General features: G+C 71.3%; 18 protein-coding genes. 3 read left to right on the plus strand and 15 right to left on the minus strand.

Features of this window, described 5'->3' with window-relative positions; all coding sequences use genetic code 11:
* Positions 1–8: 8 nt before the first annotated feature.
* The 7 genes from lnt to AB0J90_RS13225 all read right to left on the minus strand — a co-directional run bounded on the left by lnt (position 9) and on the right by AB0J90_RS13225 (position 9046).
* Complete coding sequence (gene lnt, locus AB0J90_RS13195; RefSeq protein ID WP_363595675.1) at positions 9–1715, minus strand: apolipoprotein N-acyltransferase; 1707 nt, start codon at positions 1713–1715, stop codon at positions 9–11.
* 554 nt (positions 1716–2269) lie between these two features.
* Positions 2270–3610 carry a glutamate mutase L gene (locus AB0J90_RS13200; protein WP_363595376.1) on the minus strand — a complete coding sequence of 447 codons (1341 nt, stop codon included), beginning with the start codon at positions 3608–3610 and terminating at the stop codon, positions 2270–2272.
* On the minus strand, positions 3607–4035 hold the full coding sequence (locus AB0J90_RS13205) for a hotdog domain-containing protein (RefSeq protein WP_363595378.1): 429 nt from the start codon (positions 4033–4035) through the stop codon (positions 3607–3609). Before AB0J90_RS13205 ends, AB0J90_RS13200 begins: the two co-directional genes overlap by 4 nt.
* A complete protein-coding gene (locus tag AB0J90_RS13210) occupies positions 4035–4805 on the minus strand; it encodes an OAM dimerization domain-containing protein (RefSeq protein WP_363595380.1) in 771 nt (256 codons plus the stop codon). The genes AB0J90_RS13205 and AB0J90_RS13210 overlap by 1 nt, the downstream gene beginning before the upstream one ends.
* The gene (locus AB0J90_RS13215; protein ID WP_363595382.1) at positions 4802–6409 is read right to left on the minus strand and encodes a lysine 5,6-aminomutase subunit alpha; all 1608 of its coding nucleotides are present in this window, start codon (positions 6407–6409) and stop codon (positions 4802–4804) included. Before AB0J90_RS13215 ends, AB0J90_RS13210 begins: the two co-directional genes overlap by 4 nt.
* Positions 6410–6441: 32 nt before the next feature.
* Positions 6442–8010, minus strand: coding sequence for an amidohydrolase family protein (locus AB0J90_RS13220; protein ID WP_363595384.1), 1569 nt, complete (start codon positions 8008–8010; stop codon positions 6442–6444).
* A gap of 4 nt (positions 8011–8014) precedes the next feature.
* Positions 8015–9046: a zinc-binding alcohol dehydrogenase gene (locus AB0J90_RS13225; RefSeq protein ID WP_363595386.1), complete on the minus strand. Its 1032-nt coding sequence runs from the start codon at positions 9044–9046 to the stop codon at positions 8015–8017.
* 165 nt (positions 9047–9211) lie between these two features.
* Here AB0J90_RS13225 and AB0J90_RS13230 point away from each other — a divergent pair, with 165 nt between their 5' ends.
* A complete protein-coding gene (locus AB0J90_RS13230; RefSeq protein ID WP_363595677.1) occupies positions 9212–10600 on the plus strand; it encodes a lysine 2,3-aminomutase in 1389 nt (462 codons plus the stop codon).
* 63 nt (positions 10601–10663) lie between these two features.
* On the opposite strand, the gene AB0J90_RS13235 is transcribed toward AB0J90_RS13230, so the two are convergent.
* Positions 10664–10858 carry a CsbD family protein gene (locus tag AB0J90_RS13235; protein WP_363595388.1) on the minus strand — a complete coding sequence of 65 codons (195 nt, stop codon included), beginning with the start codon at positions 10856–10858 and terminating at the stop codon, positions 10664–10666.
* A gap of 150 nt (positions 10859–11008) precedes the next feature.
* On the opposite strand from AB0J90_RS13235, the gene AB0J90_RS13240 reads away from it, so the two are divergent.
* On the plus strand, positions 11009–11611 hold the full coding sequence (locus AB0J90_RS13240; protein ID WP_363595390.1) for a histidine phosphatase family protein: 603 nt from the start codon (positions 11009–11011) through the stop codon (positions 11609–11611).
* Here AB0J90_RS13240 and AB0J90_RS13245 read toward each other — a convergent pair.
* Both AB0J90_RS13245 and AB0J90_RS13250 read right to left on the minus strand, forming a co-directional pair.
* Positions 11592–12047, minus strand: a complete 456-nt coding sequence (locus tag AB0J90_RS13245) for an Lrp/AsnC family transcriptional regulator (protein WP_363595392.1) — start codon at positions 12045–12047, stop codon at positions 11592–11594. The two genes, AB0J90_RS13240 and AB0J90_RS13245, sit on opposite strands and share 20 nt — an antisense overlap.
* 161 nt (positions 12048–12208) lie before the next feature.
* Positions 12209–13276 (minus strand): methyltransferase, encoded by a 1068-nt coding sequence (locus AB0J90_RS13250; RefSeq protein WP_363595394.1) that lies wholly within the window; start codon positions 13274–13276, stop codon positions 12209–12211.
* Positions 13277–13468: 192 nt separating this feature from the next.
* Between AB0J90_RS13250 and AB0J90_RS13255 the strand changes: the two genes are divergently transcribed.
* Positions 13469–14113, plus strand: coding sequence for a hypothetical protein (locus AB0J90_RS13255; protein WP_363595396.1), 645 nt, complete (start codon positions 13469–13471; stop codon positions 14111–14113).
* Between the two features lie 97 nt (positions 14114–14210).
* Here the strand turns inward: AB0J90_RS13255 and ptsP are convergent, their stop codons facing one another.
* The 5 genes from ptsP to AB0J90_RS13280 are packed head-to-tail and all read right to left on the minus strand — an operon-like array spanning position 14211 to position 17976.
* A complete protein-coding gene (gene ptsP, locus AB0J90_RS13260; RefSeq protein WP_363595398.1) occupies positions 14211–15866 on the minus strand; it encodes a phosphoenolpyruvate--protein phosphotransferase in 1656 nt (551 codons plus the stop codon).
* Entirely contained in the window at positions 15859–16143 is a 285-nt protein-coding gene (locus tag AB0J90_RS13265) for an HPr family phosphocarrier protein (protein ID WP_363595400.1), read from the minus strand. Before AB0J90_RS13265 ends, ptsP begins: the two co-directional genes overlap by 8 nt.
* 36 nt (positions 16144–16179) lie before the next feature.
* Complete coding sequence (locus tag AB0J90_RS13270) at positions 16180–17220, minus strand: zinc-dependent dehydrogenase (RefSeq protein WP_363595402.1); 1041 nt, start codon at positions 17218–17220, stop codon at positions 16180–16182.
* On the minus strand, positions 17217–17675 hold the full coding sequence (locus AB0J90_RS13275) for a PTS sugar transporter subunit IIA (RefSeq protein WP_363595404.1): 459 nt from the start codon (positions 17673–17675) through the stop codon (positions 17217–17219). The genes AB0J90_RS13270 and AB0J90_RS13275 overlap by 4 nt, the downstream gene beginning before the upstream one ends.
* Entirely contained in the window at positions 17668–17976 is a 309-nt protein-coding gene (locus AB0J90_RS13280) for a PTS lactose transporter subunit IIB (RefSeq protein ID WP_363595406.1), read from the minus strand. Before AB0J90_RS13280 ends, AB0J90_RS13275 begins: the two co-directional genes overlap by 8 nt.
* Positions 17977–18009: the final 33 nt, after the last annotated feature.

The raw sequence follows: 18009 nt of genomic DNA on the forward strand, positions 1-18009 counted from the left end.
TGTACCACTCACCGCTCCTCCGCATCTGCCGCGGTGGCGGGGTCGACATCACCCCCTGCCACCGACGGACCGTCTGCGGGGACCACCCGGCGTCGGCGGGTCACCACGGCCGTCACGAGCGCCGCGACGGCCAGACCCACCAGCACCACCTCGGGCCAGAAACCGACCCGGGTGGCGACCGTACGGGCGTCCCCGAGGTGCACTTCCCGGACCACCACCGCTGGGGTGTTGAACCCGGTCGCACCGGTTACCCGCCCATCGGCCCCGACGAACCCGGACACCCCGACCGTGGAGGCCATGAGTGCCTCACGACCGTGCTCGACCGCCCGTAACTGCACCATCGCCATCTGCTGGCGCGCCTCGGCCACGTCGAAGGTCGCGTTGTTCGTCTGCACCACCAGCAACTGCGCCCCACCGGTGACGGTGTCCCGGACCACCTCGTCGTAGGCGACCTCGAAGCAGATGACGTCGCCGAGGGTCAGCCCACCGGCGGTGATGACACCGGGGCGGGTGCCGGCGACAAAATCCGACCGGACCCGGTCGACCTCGGAGCTGACCTTCCGGGCGATGCTGCGCAACGGGATGTACTCCGCGAACGGCACCGGATGCCGTTTGAAGTACATCTGGTCCAGGTCCGGACCGGTTCCCGGCAGCCACAGCAGCCCCGTGTTGCGTACCTGACCCTGGCCGGGGCCGAGCAGGACCGCGCCGACCAGGATCGGCGCCTTGATCGCATCCGCCGCGGCGGTGATCTCGGCCGCCGCCGTCTGGTCGCGCAACGGGTCGACGTCGCTGGCGTTCTCCGGCCACACCACCAGGTCCGGTTGGGTCGCCGTACCGGCGGCGACCCGGGCGGCGAGGTCGATGGTGGCGTTGGCGTGGTTCTCCAGCACCGCCCGCCGCTGGGCGTTGAAGTCCAACCCGAGCCGGGGCACGTTGCCCTGCACGATCGCCACCGTGGCGGCGCCGGAACCGGAGCCGGAACCCAGCGGCACCAGCAGCCCGACCAGGACCACGGCCACCGCCGCCACCGCGGCGCCGAGCGCCGGCAGGCCGACCCGTGCCGGGGCGGCACCGACCTCCACGGGGCCGGGACGGCGCCATGCGGCCAACGCCCACCAGCCGGCCGCGACCAGGAAGCCGCCGACGAGCGCGGTCACGAACGTCACCAGCGGTGCCCCACCGAGGACCGCCCACCGCACCAGCGGCGAATCCGCCTGGCTGAACGCCAGCCGCCCCCATGGGAACCCACCGAACGGGGTCCGGTCCCGCAGCGCCTCCTGGGCCACCCACAGCACCCCGGTCACCACCGGCCACGACCAGCGCCACCGGTCCACGACCGGGCTCACCAGGGCGATGGCCAACCCCAGTAGGGCCAGATAACCGGCCTGCAACCCGGACAGCAGCAGCCACGGCAGGTAACCGGTGTGCAGGTTCGTCCACGCCAACATCGGCACAAACAGGGCCAGCCCGGTCAACGCGCCCAATCCGGCGCCAGCCCGTAACCGGCGCCGGTGCGCCGCGGCGGCGAGCAACGCCACCCCGACCGGCGCCAGCCACCACAGCCCGTACGGCGGGAAAGCGACCAGCAGCGCCCCACCACCGGCCAGGGCCGCGAGCACCGCGACCCACAACGGCAGCGGCCGGGGCCGCTCACCGGCCGACACCACCGGATCGTGACCCGTACCGACCCGCGTGCCCGCCGACTCCACCATCGCCACCTGCGCCTCACCACCAGTCCGGCCACCACCGCACCGACCGGCGGCGGATCTTCCCGGCGAAAGGCTACCGGCCCGACCCGCACCCACCACCACGTCCGGCCCACGACACCACCGACCGGCAGGAAACGACACCCACCACCGATACCGTCCGGGAAGACAAAATCGGGGCGCGACCAATGGCCGCGCCCCGATGCTCCCAGGCCCTTCCCGGCCGGTGTGGCAGAGATGACCCGTCACGACCTTCGGACCGACCGGAGGAGGACTGGCTGTCCCCGTCAGGCCGTTGTCTACTGGCCGTGCACATCATCCTGCCCTTACACCGGTAACCGCGGCCGGTTCGCGCCGCCCCGCCGACCCCCGCCCGCTGGACCTGGCCGCTGCGACATCGAAAACAGTCGCTCGGCCAGCGGACGAAGGGACGAAGCGAACAACAGCCGCTTCCCGTAGTAGGACTCAAAGACGGTACGTGGTGGACCCCCGGCCCTGTCAACCGCCACCGGCCAAGTCGGCGCGATCAATTCGGCGTGTCGGACCCCGCGAGTCGCCGATCAATCCCCGGCGAGCAGATACCGGCGCAGCAACGCCACCGCCGTACCCGGATGCTCCGCCGCCAACAACCCCGCGGCGGCCAGCACATACTGATCATCGACCACCGGTGTCGCCGCCCGTGGCAACGCCCACCCACCGCCGTGGTCGGCCAGCACCGCATCGAGCACCGCCACCGCCTCGGGCGTACCGGCGTGGCGAAGGACACCCCCCGAACCGATGACCAACCGGACGTCTCGCAGATCACGACCCCCACCGTCACCGACCGACGCGCCCCGCGCGTGCCGCCGCAACGCCACCGTCGCCGCCAACCCCGCGATCCGCCGGTCCACCGCCAGCGCCGCCACGTCAACCGCCAGGAACCCAGGATCAGCGGCCCGGTCCGCGGCCAACGCCGTCAACGACTCCACCTCACCCGGGGCCAGCATCCGCTCCGCCTGCGCCGCCGCCACCACCCCCGGCGCGCTCCACCGCATACCCAGGTCACCCTCGACCGTCCGGGCCCGCCACAACGTGCCCGCGGCCGCCCGCGCCGGCCCCATCTCCCGTTCGTCCGGCGTCAGCACCGAATACACATCCGTCGTCGCACCACCGACGTCGACGACCACCAGGTCACCGGAAAGCTCGTCGGCGAGCACCTCCACCCCGGTCAGCACCGCCTCCGGGGTAGCCGCCCGAACCAACCCGGCGAACCGCGTACCGCGCGACAACCGCTTCCCGCCGATCACATGCCGCAGGAACACGTCCCGGATCGCCGCCCGCGCCGACAACGGCGCCAACACCCCGATCCGCGGCAACACGTTCCCAGCCAGCGTCACGGGCACGCCCCGGTCGGCCAACACCCCGGCAACCTCCGCGCGGACCTCCACGTTCCCGGCCACCACCACCGGCACCCGCCACCGGGCCGCCGCCAACCGGGCCGCGTTGTGCAGCAACACCTCACCGTCACCGCCGTCGGTCCCCCCGACCAACAACACCACATCCGGACGCGCCGCCCGCAATCCGGCCAACCCCGCCCGGTCCAACCGGCCCGCACCGACGTGCACCACCCGCGCCCCGGCCGACAACCCCACCTGCTGGCCCGCCCGCGCCGTCACCAACTCCTCGTAACCGACCACCGCCAGGCGCAACCCGCCACCGGCCGACGAGCACACGTACCACGGCATCGCCGTCGCATCCGGGCCCGCCGCCTGCGCGACCGCGGCGTCCAGGCCGTGCAGCACATCGGTACCGACCGTCGTCGGCCGCGCCGCCGACCCCACCAACACCCCGGTGGCCAACTCCACCACCGCGACCTTCGTGAACGTCGAACCGACATCGGCGCAGACCGCGTACCCGCTCACAACAGCCGCGGCACCGCGCCCGGCGCCCCACCCGGTGGTGGCGCCGGCACCACCACCGTCCCGGTCGCCGTCACCGCCACCAACGGCGGATCCAACACCGCCGCCGCCGAAGCCCCCCGTTCCGGCACACCCCGACACACCACCCGGCACTCGAAGTCGATCGTCCGACTGCGGGTACCGACCCGGGTCACCGTCGCCACCACCTCCAGCACGTCACCGGCCCGCACCGGCGCCCGGAACTGCACCTCGCCGTACGAGGCGAACAACCCCTCGTCCCCGTCGGTACGGATACACACCTCGGTCGCCACGTCCCCGAACAACCCCAACGCGTACGCCCCGTCGACCAGATCCCCCGCATAGTGCGCATGCCCGTACGGCACATACCGCCGGTGGACCACCGTCAACCCGACCCGCTCGTCACCCATCACCGCGTCCCCTTTGCCGCACCGACCCGGGCCTCCCGGTTGACCACCAACTCGTGCACCAGATAACTGGCCACCTCCCGAGGCGTCGTCCCCCGACCGAAAATCCGATCCACCCCGAGCTCCGCGGTCATCAACTCGTCGAACCGCGGCCCACCGACGATCAGCAACGGCCGCCGCCCCGCCGGCATCGCCTCCCGGAACGCCGCCGACATCTCCCGGGTGTTGTGCAGATGCGCGTCCCGCTGCGTCACCACCTGCGACACCAGCACCGCGTCCGCCTTCTCCACCCGGGCCGCCTCGACCAACTCCGGCACACTCACCTGCGCGCCCAGGTTCGTCACCTTCAACTCCCGGTAGTACTCCAGGCCCTTCTCACCCGCCACACCCTTCACGTTCAGGATCGCGTCGATGCCGACCGTGTGCGCGTCCGAGCCGATACACGCCCCCACCACCGACAACTTGCGCCGCAGCCGGGACTTCACCAACGCGTTGACATCCTTCGCCGACAACAGCGGGAAATCCCGCTCCACCACCCGTACGGCGTCGAGGTCCACCAGATGGTTCACCCGCCCGTACACGACGAAGAACGTGAACCCGTCACCCATCTGCTTCGCGTGCACCAGCATCGCCGGATCCAGGCCCATCTTCCCGGCCAACTGCAAGGCCGCACCCTCGGCCCGCTTGTCGTGCGCCACCGGCAACGTGAACGACACCTGCACCATGCCGTCACCGGTCGTGTCCCCGTACGGCCGCACCACCGACCCGGTCACGCCGCCACCCCCCGGCCGGCCGCCGACACCTGATCGCGCTCCAGCAACTCCGTCGCCGGGTTGTAGTAACCCGGCGCGTGCGCCGCCACCCCGTCCAGACCCTTACCCCGGTCCGCCGGACGCTTCATGATCCCGAACGTGCCCTCCGCGATCGCGTTCAACAACGTGTCGTCGGCGATCCGGGACAACAACCCCACCGCCTCGTCCAACACCCGCGACGCCCGCTGCTGGATGAACCCACCCGGCGCCGGCACGAAATCCTCGTGCAACCCACCGGCCGCACCCAACACGTACCGCACGTTCTGCAAAGCGATGTCCCGATCGGACAACCACGGCGTCACCACCGCCTCGGTCATCATCCCCACCAGCAGGATCCCCTGCCCGGTCATCGCACCCGCCAGGTTGAAGAACCCGTCCAACAGATTCCCCCGGAACACGTCCCCGGTCATGTGCTTCGTCGGCGGCATCCACTTCAGCGGCGCATCCGGGAACAACTCCCGCGCCAGCAACGCGTGCGCCAGCTCCAACCGGAACGACTCCGGCACATCCGGATTGATCTCGAACGCGTGGCCCAGCCCCAACTGCCAGTCTGCCAACCCCGCCTCGTGCGCGAAGAACTCGTTCAACAACTGCGACACCGTCACCGTGTGCGCCTCGTCCACCGCGTCCGCAGTGGTCAGGTAGTTGTCCTCACCGGTGTTGATGATGATCCCCGCCCGGGCGTGCACCTGCCGCGAAAACCGCTGGTCGACGAACGTACGGATCGGGTTGATGTCACGGAACAAAATCCCGTACATCGAATCGTTCAGCATCATGTCCAGCCGCTCCAGGCCGGCCAACGCCGCCATCTCCGGCATACACAACCCAGACGCGTAATTCGTCAACCGCACATACCGGCCCAACTCCCGCGACGACTCGTCCAACGCCGCCCGCATCAACCGGAAATTCTCCTGCGTCGCGTACGTCCCCGCGAAACCCTCCCGGGTCGCCCCCTCCGGCACATAGTCCAACAGGGACTGCCCCGTCGACCGGATCACCGCGATCACATCCGCACCCGCCCGCGCCGCCGCCTGCGCCTGCGGAATGTCCTCGTAGATGTCCCCCGTCGCCACGATCAGATAGATCCACGGCCGCCGCACCGGATCCCCGTACCGCCGCACCAGGCGCTCCCGCTCGACCCGCCGCCGATCGACCAACCGCAACCCCGCACCCGTCGCCCGCCGCGCCGCCGACCGCGCCGCCGTCGCCGCCCGACCCGACGGCACCGCGAAACCCACCGACCCGGCCGCCGCCTTCTGCGCCAACAACGTCAACGCAGGCCCCACCTCACCACCGGCCAGACCCTCCCGCGCCAACGCGTCGAACACCGGCAACGACACCCCGTGCGCCAACCCGACCTCGCCGACCACCGCGTCGACCAACCGGTTCACCCACGGAATCCCGTCCGGATCCGCACCCGTCACCCCCGCCAGCCGCAACACGGCCCGCTCCACCGACACCGTCGTATGACCACGGGCCAGATCCACCACCGGCTGCCCGGCCCGGCGCGCCAACTCCCGCGCCCGGGCCACCACCGCCGCGTCCAACGCGAGCTTGCTCGTCACGACGTCCCCTTCTCGAAACCCGCCGGGGCGGCTCAATCGAGCGCCTCGTAGATCACCTGACCGCGCCGCACCGTACGCCGACACACCGGCAACGGCGTCGGATCCTCCGGCCCCCGCAACTCCACATCCGAGGCCACCAGCACCGGCAGCCCCCGCTCCACCCCCGCCGGCACCGACCACACCGCGAACGTCGCCGGCGCACCCGGCGCCAACACACCCTCGTCGTCCCGGAACACCGCCCGCCACCCACCACGGGTGTGCGCCGCGAACGCCGCCCGCGCACTCATCCGCTGCGCCGGATTGAAATGCGCCACCGCCGCCCGCACCGAACCCCACGGATCCAACGGCGTCACCGGCGAATCCGACCCGAACGCCAACGTCACACCCACCCCGTGCATCGCACCCATCGGATTCGAATCCAACGACCGCGCCACCCCCAGACGCTGGGCGTACATCCGATCCTCGCCACCCCACAACCGGTCGAACGCCGGCTGCATGCTCGCCACGATCCCGTACTCCACAAAACCGGCAATCAGCCGCTTGCTCATGATCTCCGCGTGCTCCACCCGGTGCCGGGCCGCCCGCAACCGGTCCACCCCCAACGTCCCCGCCGCCTGCGCGAACCCGTCCAGCACCGTCCCGATCGCCGCGTCCCCGATCGCATGGAACCCGCCCTGCATCCCGTGCCGCGCACAATCCAACAGATGGTCACGGACCTGCTCCGCCGACACGTACCCGTGCCCACACGCACCCTCGTCACCATCCAGGTACGCCGACGAAAGATGCGCCGTACGCGAACCCAACGCCCCGTCGGCGAACAGATCCCCACCGGCACCCACCGCGCCCAACTCCCGCGCCCGCGCCGCCCCCATCAACTCACCCCAGTAGCCGAACACCTCCGGCCCACCGTCACCGGACAGCGCCAACACACCCGCGAAATCCACCTCGTCGGAAATGTCCGGGCCACCGCACTCGTGCACCGCCGCGATCCCCAACGACGCCGCCCGCGCCAACGCCACCCGCTGCGCCGCCACCCGCTGCTCCCGGGTCACCGACCCGAACGCCAACGCCCGCACCACATGGTGCGCGTCGCGCCGCAACCAACCCGACGCGTCGTACCCCGCCGCCGACACCACCTCCGGCGCCGCCGCCAACAACGCCGACGAACACAACGCCGAATGGATCGACGCCTGCGACAGGTACACCCGCCGCCCACCTGCCGCCCGATCCAACTCTGCCGCCGACGGCGGCCGCTGATCCGACCAGGACGACTCGTCCCAACCATGCCCCAACACCACCGCGTCCACCGGCAGGGCCGCCGCGAACGCCGCCACCGCCGCGGTCACCTCCGCTCCCGACCGGGTCGACGACAGATCCAGCCCGGACAACGCCAGCCCGGTGTCGGTCGCGTGCACGTGCGAATCCACGAACGCCGGCGTCACCAGCGCACCCGCCAGATCCACCACCACATCGGCGGCCGGCGCGTCCGCATCAGCGCCGATCCAGGCAATCCGGTCGCCGCGGACCAACAACGCGGTCGCCGTCGGATCACCAGGGCAGTAGAGGTGGCCACCGCGGTACAGAGTCGAGGGGGAAGTCATGTGATCAGTCTGCCGCGACCCGGGCCTGGAACAACGCACGCACCCCGGGCTCGGACCGCACCAGATCCAACGCCAGCTCGGCGTGCCCGGGCACATACCCGTTCCCGACCAGCATGGTCACGTCCGCGGCCAACCCCTCCGCGCCCAACGCCGCCGCCGCGAAACTCGTCGCCATCGAGAAGAAGATCACCGTACCGCCGTCCGCGGTCGCCAGGATCGCCCCGTGCTCACACCCCGGCACGTCCACGCAGACCACCGTCACGTCCGCCGGACCACCCAACGCACCGGACACCGCCGCCGCCAACGCCACCGGGTCACGAGCGTCGGCCAACGCGACCTCCGACGCCAGCCCGGCCGCGAGCAGCCGGTCGCGCTCCGCCGCCACCGGAACCACCCCCACCGTACGACCGGCACCCGCCCGCCGCGCGGCAGCCAACGCCAACGCCCCGCTCTTACCGCCCCCACCCAGCACCGCCACCGACGGCGACACGTACCCCGACACCACCCGGGCGGTCAGCGCCGGCGCCCCACACACGTCCAGCACCGCCAGACTCAACCGCGCGTCGAGATCGTCGGGCAGCACCGCGACCACCGACCGCGCGAACAACACCGCGTACCCGGCACACGGCACCTGCTCGCCGAGCCCGTCCCAGCCCGCCAGGGCGTCCGTGACCACCAGCGGGGTCAGCGTCAGCGACACCAGCGTCGCCACCCGGTCGCCGGGCTTCAACCGCAGCGGCGAGGACGGCCCGACCTCGTCCACCACACCGATCAGCATCCCGCCCGAACCCGTGACCGGATTATGCATCTTGCCCCGAGAAGAAATGATCTCCAGGACCTCGGCCCGCACCGCCGCCCCGTCACCGCCGTGCTTCTCCGACAACTGCCGGAAGCTCGCCGCGTCCAGGTTCAGCCGCTCCACCCGGATCCGCACCTCGTCCACGCCCACCGGGCCAGCCGGATCCAGCCGCCACGCCGCCTGAGGCAACACGCCGACCGGTTCGAGCACACGGTGCAGCCCCACGGGTGAGGTCATCGAAGCGCCCCTTCCAAAGTCAGTCACGTTGCCAACAGATCGCGTTGCGGGAAAACTTACGGCAGAATAATTCCTGCACAGGATATTTTCCAGTAGCCTTCGGACCGTCACCGGTACCGCGCAGCCCGAGGAGGGTCCGTGACGCAAACACACCCAGTTGAGGCCATCCCGCAGCCGCGGCCGACCGACACCACCACACCACTCGCCGGCCAACCGTACGAATACCGCCGCCGACCACTCGTCGAACCCGACTGGACCCGCTTCCCCGGCTGGCGCCACGTCACCCGCGAACAGTGGGAATCGGCCCAGTGGCAACGCGTCAACTGCGTCAAGAACGCCAAACAGCTCCGTGGCGTACTCGGCGACCTCGTCGACGACAGCTTCTACACCGACCTCGCCGCCGACCAGGCCGCACTCGCCACCATGTCGATGCTGGTCCCACCACAGATGATCAACACGATGGTGCCGGACGCGCCGATGACCACCGAGGCGTTCCTGGCCGACCCGATCCGGCGCTACATGATCCCGGTCGCCTCGGACCGGCGCACCGACTGGCCCTCACACCCGTACGCGACCCGCGACTCACTCCACGAACACGACATGTGGGTCGCCGAGGGCCTCACCCACCGCTACCCCACCAAGGTCCTCGCCGAACTGCTCTCCACCTGCCCTCAGTACTGCGGGCACTGCACCCGGATGGACCTCGTCGGCAACTCCACCCCCACCGTCGACAAGCTCAAACTCAGCCTCAAGCCGGTCGAGCGCTACGACGGCCACATCAACTACCTCCGCGCCCACCCCGGCGTACGCGACGTCGTCGTCTCCGGCGGCGACGTGGCCAACGTCCCCTGGCGCAACCTCGAGTCGTACCTGATGCGCCTACTCGAAATCGAAACCATCCGCGACATCCGGCTCGCCACCAAAGCCCTGATGGGACTCCCCCAGCACTGGCTGCAACCCGACGTCGTCGAGGGCCTCGAACGCGTCGCACGCACCGCCGCCCGCCGAGGCGTCAACCTCGCCATCCACACCCACGTCAACCACGCCCAGTCACTCACCCCGCTCGTCGCCCGAGCGGCACAGACCGCACTCGAGGTCGGCGTACGCGACGTACGCAACCAGGGCGTCCTCATGCGCGGCGTGAACGCCACCGCGCCGGACCTGCTCGACCTCTGCTTCGCGCTCCAAGGCGAGGCGGGCATCCTGCCGTACTACTTCTACATGTGCGACATGATCCCCAACGCCGAACACTGGCGGGTACCGGTCTGGCACGCCCAACAACTCCAGCACGACATGATGGGCTACCTACCCGGTTACGCCACCCCCCGGATCGTCTGCGACGTGCCGTTCGTCGGCAAGCGCTGGGTGCACATGCTCACCGAGTACGACCGCGAACGCGGCATCTCCTACTGGACCAAGAACTACCGCACCTCCATCGAGTCGGCCGACCTGGCCGCGGTCGGCCGGCGATACGCCTACTACGACCCGATCGACACGCTGCCCGAATCGGGGCAGGCGTGGTGGGCGACCCACGAGCCGAGCGCCCTCGCCTGATCTCCCCCGTACGACCAGTGGGGCCACCGGTGATCACCGGTGGCCCCACTGCCGTATGCGCGACTACTTGTTGAAGGCGTCCTTCATGTTCTTGCCGGCGTCCTTGGCGTTCTCGCCGGCCTGCTTGGCCTTGGCGCCCGCCTGCTGCCGGGATCCCTCGGCGCGCATCTGCTCGTTGTCGGTCGCGTCGCCGTACTTCTCCTTGGCGGCGCCCGTCATCTGTTCGGCCTTCTGCTTGGCCTTATCGGTGAGGCTCATCTCGACTCCTCGTGACTAGTCCGGTGTTCGGCCTTCTTGTGAGTCCCCGGTCCGGGGTCGGTGAAAACCTTCGCGGCTTCGGTGGGTGGGCCCACATCGTGTACGGCATCCTAGGAAGCTAGGTGTCAGGCGGCGTGCTTAACTAACCAGGTGGCAGAGATCGTTCTCATCCGGCACGGCGAAACCGAGTGGAGTGCCGCACACCGGCACACCTCGTACACCGATCTGGCCCTCACCGCAGACGGGGAGCGCCAGGCCCGCGCGGCCCGCGACCAGCTCGCCGGCCGGCGATTCGCCGCCGTCATCTCCAGCCCCCGCACCCGGGCGCTGCGCACCGCCGAACTGGCGGGCCTGAGCGTCACCTCGGTCGATGACAACCTCGCCGAGTGGAACTACGGCGACTACGAGGGACGCACCACCAAGGAGATCCAGCAGGAGCGCCCCGACTGGAACCTGTGGACCGACGGATGCCCGGACGGTGAGTCCCCCGAGCAGGTCGGGGGCCGGCTCGACCTGGTCCTGGACCGGGCCACCGAGCTGCTCGACCAGGGCGACGTCGCCCTGGTCGCACACGGGCACAGCCTCCGGGTCGCCGGTGCCCGCTGGATCGGCCTACCCGCCAGCGGCGGCGGGCTGCTCCGGCTGGACACCGCCACCCTCTCCGCGCTCGGCTACGAGCACGAACGCCGGGTGATCCTGCGCTGGAACACCGGCGGTACGGCCGGCCTGCCGGTCACTGCGGAGCGCGGCTGACCCTCGGCGGCCGGCCCTCGTACGGGGTGGAGAGCACCACCGTGGTCCGGGTGGTCACGTTGGCGGAGGTACGGATCTCCTGCAGCACCCGCTCCAGGTCGACCGGGCCGGCCACCCGCACCAGCAGCAGGTAGAAGTCCTCCCCCGCCACCGAGTAGCACGACTCGATCTCCGGCAGATGGGCCAGCCGCTCCGGCGCGTCGTCCGGCTGCGACGGGTCGAATGGCCGCACCGCCACGAAGGCCGTCAGCGGCAGCTCCAACGCGTCGAACGACACCTTCGCGGTGTAGCCGGTGATGACACCGCGCTGCTCCAGCCGGCGTACCCGCTGGTGCACCGCGGACACCGACAGTCCCACCTTCTCGGCCAGGTCGGTGTACGACAAGCGGCCGTCGGCGGTCAGCGCGGCGATGATGGCACGGTCGACTTCCTCCACGGCGAAGAACCTACCGGCAAAGCCCCTCATCCCGCGAAGTCGATCCCGGGGACGCGCCGCCGCAGCACCGGAGGCCTTCGCCGGAACACGCCGATCATCGGCCGCGGAAGGGCCCGATGACTCGCCCGGCTGCGGCGGTGGAACGGGCGAGCCGTCCCCGCTCACCGCTCCGGCTCCGGCACCGGCTCCGCGACGATCAGTCCGGACGGCGGTGGCAGCGGCAGGTGGGCGACGAACCGCCAGCCACTCACCTCAAGCCACCGGGCCACGTCCGCCGCCTCGTACGTGTCCCCACCGCTGATCATGAGGAACTCCCCCGCCCCGAGCCGGGTCGCCGGATGGGGTGCGACCGGGTCCCGCCACCAGTCGACCAGCAGCAGCCGGCCCTCGGGTGCGACCGCCGCACGCAGCCGGGTCAGCAACTCGATGTTGCGCTCCGGAGAGAAAAGGTGCAGGAAGTTCGCCACGACCACCGCATCGTGCCCCTCCGGCAGCGGGTCGACGAAGACGTCGGCGCCACGTAGCTCGATCCGGTCCGCGAGGGGGTCACCGGAGACCTCCTCGCGGGCGACCTCCACGACCTCGGGCAGGTCGAGCAGGGTCGCGGTCAGCTGCGGGAAGGCGCGCAGGATCGGCCTGGCGAAGGTGCCGATCCCGCCGCCGACGTCGAGCACCCGCCGATGCGTGCCGAAGTCGTACGCCGCCGCGACGTCCGCCGCCGTCTCCGCCGTCACCAGGGCCACCGCCGACTCGTACGCCTGGGTCTGTGCCCCGTCGAGTTCGGCGCGTACGCCCTCGCGGGTGCGGAAGGCGGTGGACGCCCTGGTCCAGGTGGGATAGCTGACCGTGTCCCAGTAACGCAGCATCGAGCGCAGGTCGAGGGGTCCACGGCCGGCGAGGAACGCCTCGGCGTCGGGCGCGTTGCGGTAGCGCTGCCCGTCGTGTTCGAGCAGGCCCGTCGCCACCATCAGGTCGGCGAGGGCGCGGGCGCTTCGCTCCGGCAGTTCGCACCGCTCGGCGATCGTGCGGGCGGACGCCCCCTCACCGGGGACCGCGGCGAAGAGGCCGACCTCGGCGGCGACGAAGAGCGCCTTCGCCGTCATGAAGCCGGATGCCACACCGGTGATGCGTACCGGGTCCGGCGGCGGTGGCGTGGTCGGACCGTCCGATCCGGACAGGCCGGGCTGCGGCGGTGGGGTGAAGACACGACGTACCGGCTGATCGACCACTGGTTTCCCCCGAAGATCGTCAAGCATCTATCCCGAGCGGCAATCGTACGACCCTGAGCGGCGGGGGTTCGCCAGAGTGCTCGCTTTCCTGTCTCTGTCAGCACCCGGCGAACCGGTACCGGCTCGCCCAGCACCCCTACCCTTGTGCTGCCCGGAATCGGACCCGACGAAAACGCGAAGGAGGACGCCGACGTGGCGGACAACGACGACAACCGGTACCGCCGTACGGAACTGTGGGCACTCTGGATCCAGGCGACGGCGAGCGTGCTGACCTGCGTGGTGGCGATTGCGGGAGGGATCGTGGCGTACCTCGCGTTCGACAGCCAGCGACAGGTCATCGCGGAGCAACAGGATCTCACCAGGGAGCAGCAGGAGCAGGACAGTCGCCGCAACGCCGATCTGGTGGCGTACTGGGACGAGCGGGACGACGGCAATGGCACCGTCATCACCCGGCTACAGAACCGTTCGGCGGCCCCCCTGCGCCACGTACATCTGCTGAACTTCTCCATCGGCGGTCCGCCGCTCGGCGAACGACGCCGCTACGGTGGGTACTTCCTCCTCGCCGTGGTGCCGCCCTGCTCGACCATCGCGATCACGCTCGACGCCGCCGCCCTGGAACACGTGGCGTGGAACGTCGGGGGTGTGCTGTTCAGCGACCCGATCGGCGCCTGGGTCAAGTCCGACGCCGGGACCCGCGCGATCGACGACGCCCTCGTCGAGCAGGACGGGCCGATCGACCTCGCACCGGCCACCGATCGGGACGCCACCTACTACGACCACGCCCGCGGTACCCGCATGCTCCCGGCGAGACTCGAACGGGAGACCTCCTGCGGTTGAGTTCGGCGCCTTCGGTGGCCCGGGCGCGCGGCGGAGTCGTCCACGCACGCCCGGGCCACGTGACGCGGCAGGCTCGGGGCCGTCGCAGGCTGCCGCGTCAGGCGACGCCGACGAGTGCCCTGGCGTGGCGGGCGTCGTCGGCGTCGAGTGCGAGCTTCGCCAACCGCTCGCAGTCGGCGAAGGTGTGTTCGGCGAGCGCCGCCCGTACCCACGGCAGGGCGGGTCCGGACATGGAGAGGCTGGTGACGCCGAGACCGGCCAGGACGGGTGCGAGCAGCGGGTCGGCGGCCGCCTCCCCGCAGACCCCGACCGGTTTCCCCGCGGCCCGCCCGGCGGCCGCGACAACGGCGATGAGCTGCAGCAGCGCGGGCTGCCACGGGTCGAGCAGTTCGGCCAGGTCGCCGCACTGCCGGTCGGCGGCGAACGTGTACTGGCTCAGGTCGTTGGTGCCGATGCTGAGGAAGTCGACAGCCTCGAGGAGCTGACCGGCACGCAGCGCCGCCGCCGGCACCTCGATCATCACTCCGGCCTTCGGTAGCCCGGCGGCGTGTACCGCCTCGGCGAAACCGGCAGCCTCGGCCCGGGTGGCGACCATCGGGGCCATCACCCACACGTCCGCGCCCGTGTCAGCCGCCGCGCGCGCGATCGCCTCGAGCTGCGTACGCAGCACCGCCGGCTGCCGCCGGGCCACCCGCAGCCCGCGAACCCCGAGCGCCGGGTTCGGCTCCTCCGCCTGACGCAGGAACGGCAGCGGCTTGTCCGCACCCGCGTCGAGCGTACGGATCACCACCCGGCGTCCGTCCATCCGGTCGAACACCTCCCGGTACGCGGCCGCCTGCTCGTCCACCCCGGGCTCGCGGGTCCGGTCGAGGAAGAGAAGTTCGGTCCGGAACAGGCCGACGCCCTCCGCCCCGTCGACGGGTGGCACCTCCCGTGCGGCGCCGACGTTGGCCAGCAGCGCGACCGGGTGCCCGTCTGAGGTGCGCCCCGGCCCGGTACCGGTTGCCGTACCGGCGGTGGCCGTCGCGACGGATTGGCGGGCGGCCAGGGCGGTGGCGTCGAGACCGGTCTCGACCAGGCCGGTGGTGCCGTCGACCAGCACCAGGGTCCCCTCGTCCAGGTCCTGCAGCCCGCCGACGCCGACGACCGCGGGCAGCCCGAGCGCGCGGGCCAGGATCGCGGTGTGGCTGGTCGGGCCGCCGACCTCGGTGACGAGCGCGACGACCTGCTCCGGGTCCAGGTCGACGGTGTCGGCGGGGGCGAGGTCGCGGGCGGCGAGCACGTACCGGTGTCCGGGTGCGGGCACGCCCGGCATCGGCAGTCCCAGGCAGACCGCGACCGCCCGATCACGCAGGTCGTCCAGGTCGGCGACCCGTTCGGCGAGGTAACCGCCGGCCGCCTCGAACGCCGTCCGGTAGGTGGCGAAGGCGGCGTCGACGGCGTGCGGCGCGTCCTGCCCGGCGGTCACCTCGTCGCGTACGCCGTCGGCGAGCACCGGGTCGTCGGCCATCATCGCCTGGGCCCGGAGCACGTCGGCGACGGTCTGCTCACGGGCCCGGTCGGCGCGCCGGCCGAGTTCGGCGACGACCTCGGCCAGCGCCGCCACCGCCCGGTCGGCTTCGGCCGCCTGGTCGGCGACCGGTGCCGGTGCCGGCAGGGTGGGGACCGCACCGACCCGCAGCAGCGGGCCGCCGGCCACCCCCCGGCTGACCCCGATGCCGCGCAGCGGTTGCGGGGCCGACGGCTCAGGCATCGGCCGCCTCCTCCGCGTCGAGGTCCCGTACCAGCAGGTCGGCGAGGGTGTCCAGGGCGGCCTCGGCCCCCTGCCCCTCGGCTTCGATGACCACCTCGGTGCCGCGTTTGGCGCCGAGGGAGAGCACCGAGAGCATGCTGTTGGCCGGTACCGGCCGCTTGTCGCCGACCCGGATGGTGACCCGGACCGGCTGTGCCGCGGCGGCGGCGACGAACAGCGCCGCCGGGCGGGCGTGCAGACCGCTGGCGGATCCAACGGAGACGGTACGCGTGGGCATGGGTGGCCCTCCCTCTTCAGCTCGGCCCGCTACTGCTCAGGGCTCGATGGTGACCTTGATGGCCTCGCCGCGGGCGACGATGCCGAACGCGTCGATCGCCCGGTCCAGCGGAAGCCGGTGGGTGATCAGGTCGGCGACCGGCACCGCCCCGGTGGCGATGAGACGCAGTGCCTCGGCGTTGTGCGCGGGGCTGGAACCGTTGGCGCCGACGATGGTCAGCTCCCGGTAGTGCACCAGGTTGGAGTCGCAGGCGATGATCGGGTTGTTCTTCGGCAGGCCGCCGAAGAAGCTGATCCGGCCCTGCCGGGCGGCCATCTGGATCGCCTGCTCCTGGGCGGCGCCCGAGGCGGCGGCGGTGATGATGACGTCGGCGCCGCGGCCGTCGGTGAGTTTCAGGATCTCGTCGACCGGGTCGACCTCGGCGCCGCAGATCGCCGCGTCCGGGGCGACCAGGTCGGCGGCCAGGTCCAGCCGGGCCCGGTTGAGGTCGACCAGGAACACCCGGGCGGCGCCGCGGGCGCGCGCCAGTCGTACGTGCAGGCAGCCGATCGGGCCGGAGCCGATGACCACCACGTCGTCGCCGGTGCCGACCCGGGCGAGTTCCTGTCCGTTGAGGACGCAGGCGAGGGGTTCGGCGACCGACGCTTCGGCGAAGTCGACCCCGTCCGGGATCCGGTTGAGCCCGTCGACCGCGAGCACCTTGGCCGGTACGACCAGGTACTGGGCGAACCCGCCCTCGTAGTGGTAGCCCATCGACTCCTGGTTCGGGCAGACGGTCATCCGACCCCGCCGGCATTCGGCGCACTGCCCACAGGGAATCGCCGCGATGACCTGGACCCGGTCGCCGGGCGCCCAGCCGGTGACGTCGGCACCGGCCTCGACCACCTCACCGGCGATCTCGTGCCCCATCACCCGTGGCGGGTGGATGTGGTGGTGGCCGAATTTGGAGATCTTTACGTCGGTGCCGCAGGTGGAGCAGTTGCGTACCCGGATCTTGACGTCGCCGGGGCCCGGGGTGGGCTCCGGTACGTCCTCGATCCGTACGTCACCGGGGGCGTGGAAACGAACGACCTTCATGAGTTGCTGTCCTCCCGTGCCGCCGCGAACAGGCGCAGCACGTCGTCGGGTTGGGAGGCCTCGCGTAGTTCGCGGGCCTGGTCTGGGTCGAGCAGGATGTCGGCGAGGCGGGCCAGGATCTCGACGTGCCCGTCGCCGCGGGCGGCGATCGCCACGCAGACGGTGACCGGCTGGCCGTCCCAGTCCACCGGCTCGGGGAACCGCAGCACGGCGAGCGCGTCGCGGTGGACGAGGTCCTTGCCGGCGAGGGTGCCGTGCGGGATGGCCACCCCCTCGCCGATGTAGGTGGGGACGGAGCGTTCGCGGGCGAGCATGGTCTCCACGTACGCGGGGTCGGCCGCGCCGATGTCGACCAGTACCTGCCCGCAGCGGCGGATCGCGTCGTCGCGGTCGACCGCGGTCTCGTGCAGGCGCAGTGCCGCGGGGTCGAGCAGTTCGGCCAGGTTGTCAGCCACTGATCTCGTCGCCCTTCTCGATCGCCTTGACCACCCTGGTCACGGCCGGGTCGCCGATGAACACCTGGAACGGCACAACGATCTTGTCCGGGGCGCTGGCCCGGGCCCGCGCGGCCAGTCCGCTGTGGGTGACCACCACGTCGGCGTCGGCCGGGATGGAGTTGACCGGTGTGTGCTCGACCGTGACCTCGAACTTCTTCAGTTGCTTACGGAGCTGGCTGGCGAGCATGACGCTGCTGCCCATGCCGGCGTCGCAGGCGACCACGATCTTGCGTACGTCCTTGCCGTTGATGCTGCCCATGGCGGGCACCCCTCTCGTTCGTACGGTGGTGGG

This window comes from Micromonospora sp. NPDC049523, from assembly GCF_040676775.1.
Taxonomy (GTDB): Bacteria; Actinomycetota; Actinomycetes; order Mycobacteriales; family Micromonosporaceae; genus Micromonospora_G.

What these genes read in the sequence shown, in the direction of transcription:
- lnt (WP_363595675.1), bottom strand. Translation starts at nt 1,715, where the DNA reads ATGGTGGAGTCGGCGGGCACGCGGGTCGGTACGGGTCACGATCCGGTG.
- AB0J90_RS13205 (WP_363595378.1), bottom strand. Translation starts at nt 4,035, where the DNA reads ATGGGTGACGAGCGGGTCGGGTTGACGGTGGTCCACCGGCGGTATGTG.
- AB0J90_RS13220 (WP_363595384.1), bottom strand. Translation starts at nt 8,010, where the DNA reads ATGACTTCCCCCTCGACTCTGTACCGCGGTGGCCACCTCTACTGCCCT.
- AB0J90_RS13225 (WP_363595386.1), bottom strand. Translation starts at nt 9,046, where the DNA reads ATGACCTCACCCGTGGGGCTGCACCGTGTGCTCGAACCGGTCGGCGTG.
- AB0J90_RS13235 (WP_363595388.1), bottom strand. Translation starts at nt 10,858, where the DNA reads ATGAGCCTCACCGATAAGGCCAAGCAGAAGGCCGAACAGATGACGGGC.
- ptsP (WP_363595398.1), bottom strand. Translation starts at nt 15,866, where the DNA reads ATGCCTGAGCCGTCGGCCCCGCAACCGCTGCGCGGCATCGGGGTCAGC.
- AB0J90_RS13265 (WP_363595400.1), bottom strand. Translation starts at nt 16,143, where the DNA reads ATGCCCACGCGTACCGTCTCCGTTGGATCCGCCAGCGGTCTGCACGCC.
- AB0J90_RS13270 (WP_363595402.1), bottom strand. Translation starts at nt 17,220, where the DNA reads ATGAAGGTCGTTCGTTTCCACGCCCCCGGTGACGTACGGATCGAGGAC.
- AB0J90_RS13280 (WP_363595406.1), bottom strand. Translation starts at nt 17,976, where the DNA reads ATGGGCAGCATCAACGGCAAGGACGTACGCAAGATCGTGGTCGCCTGC.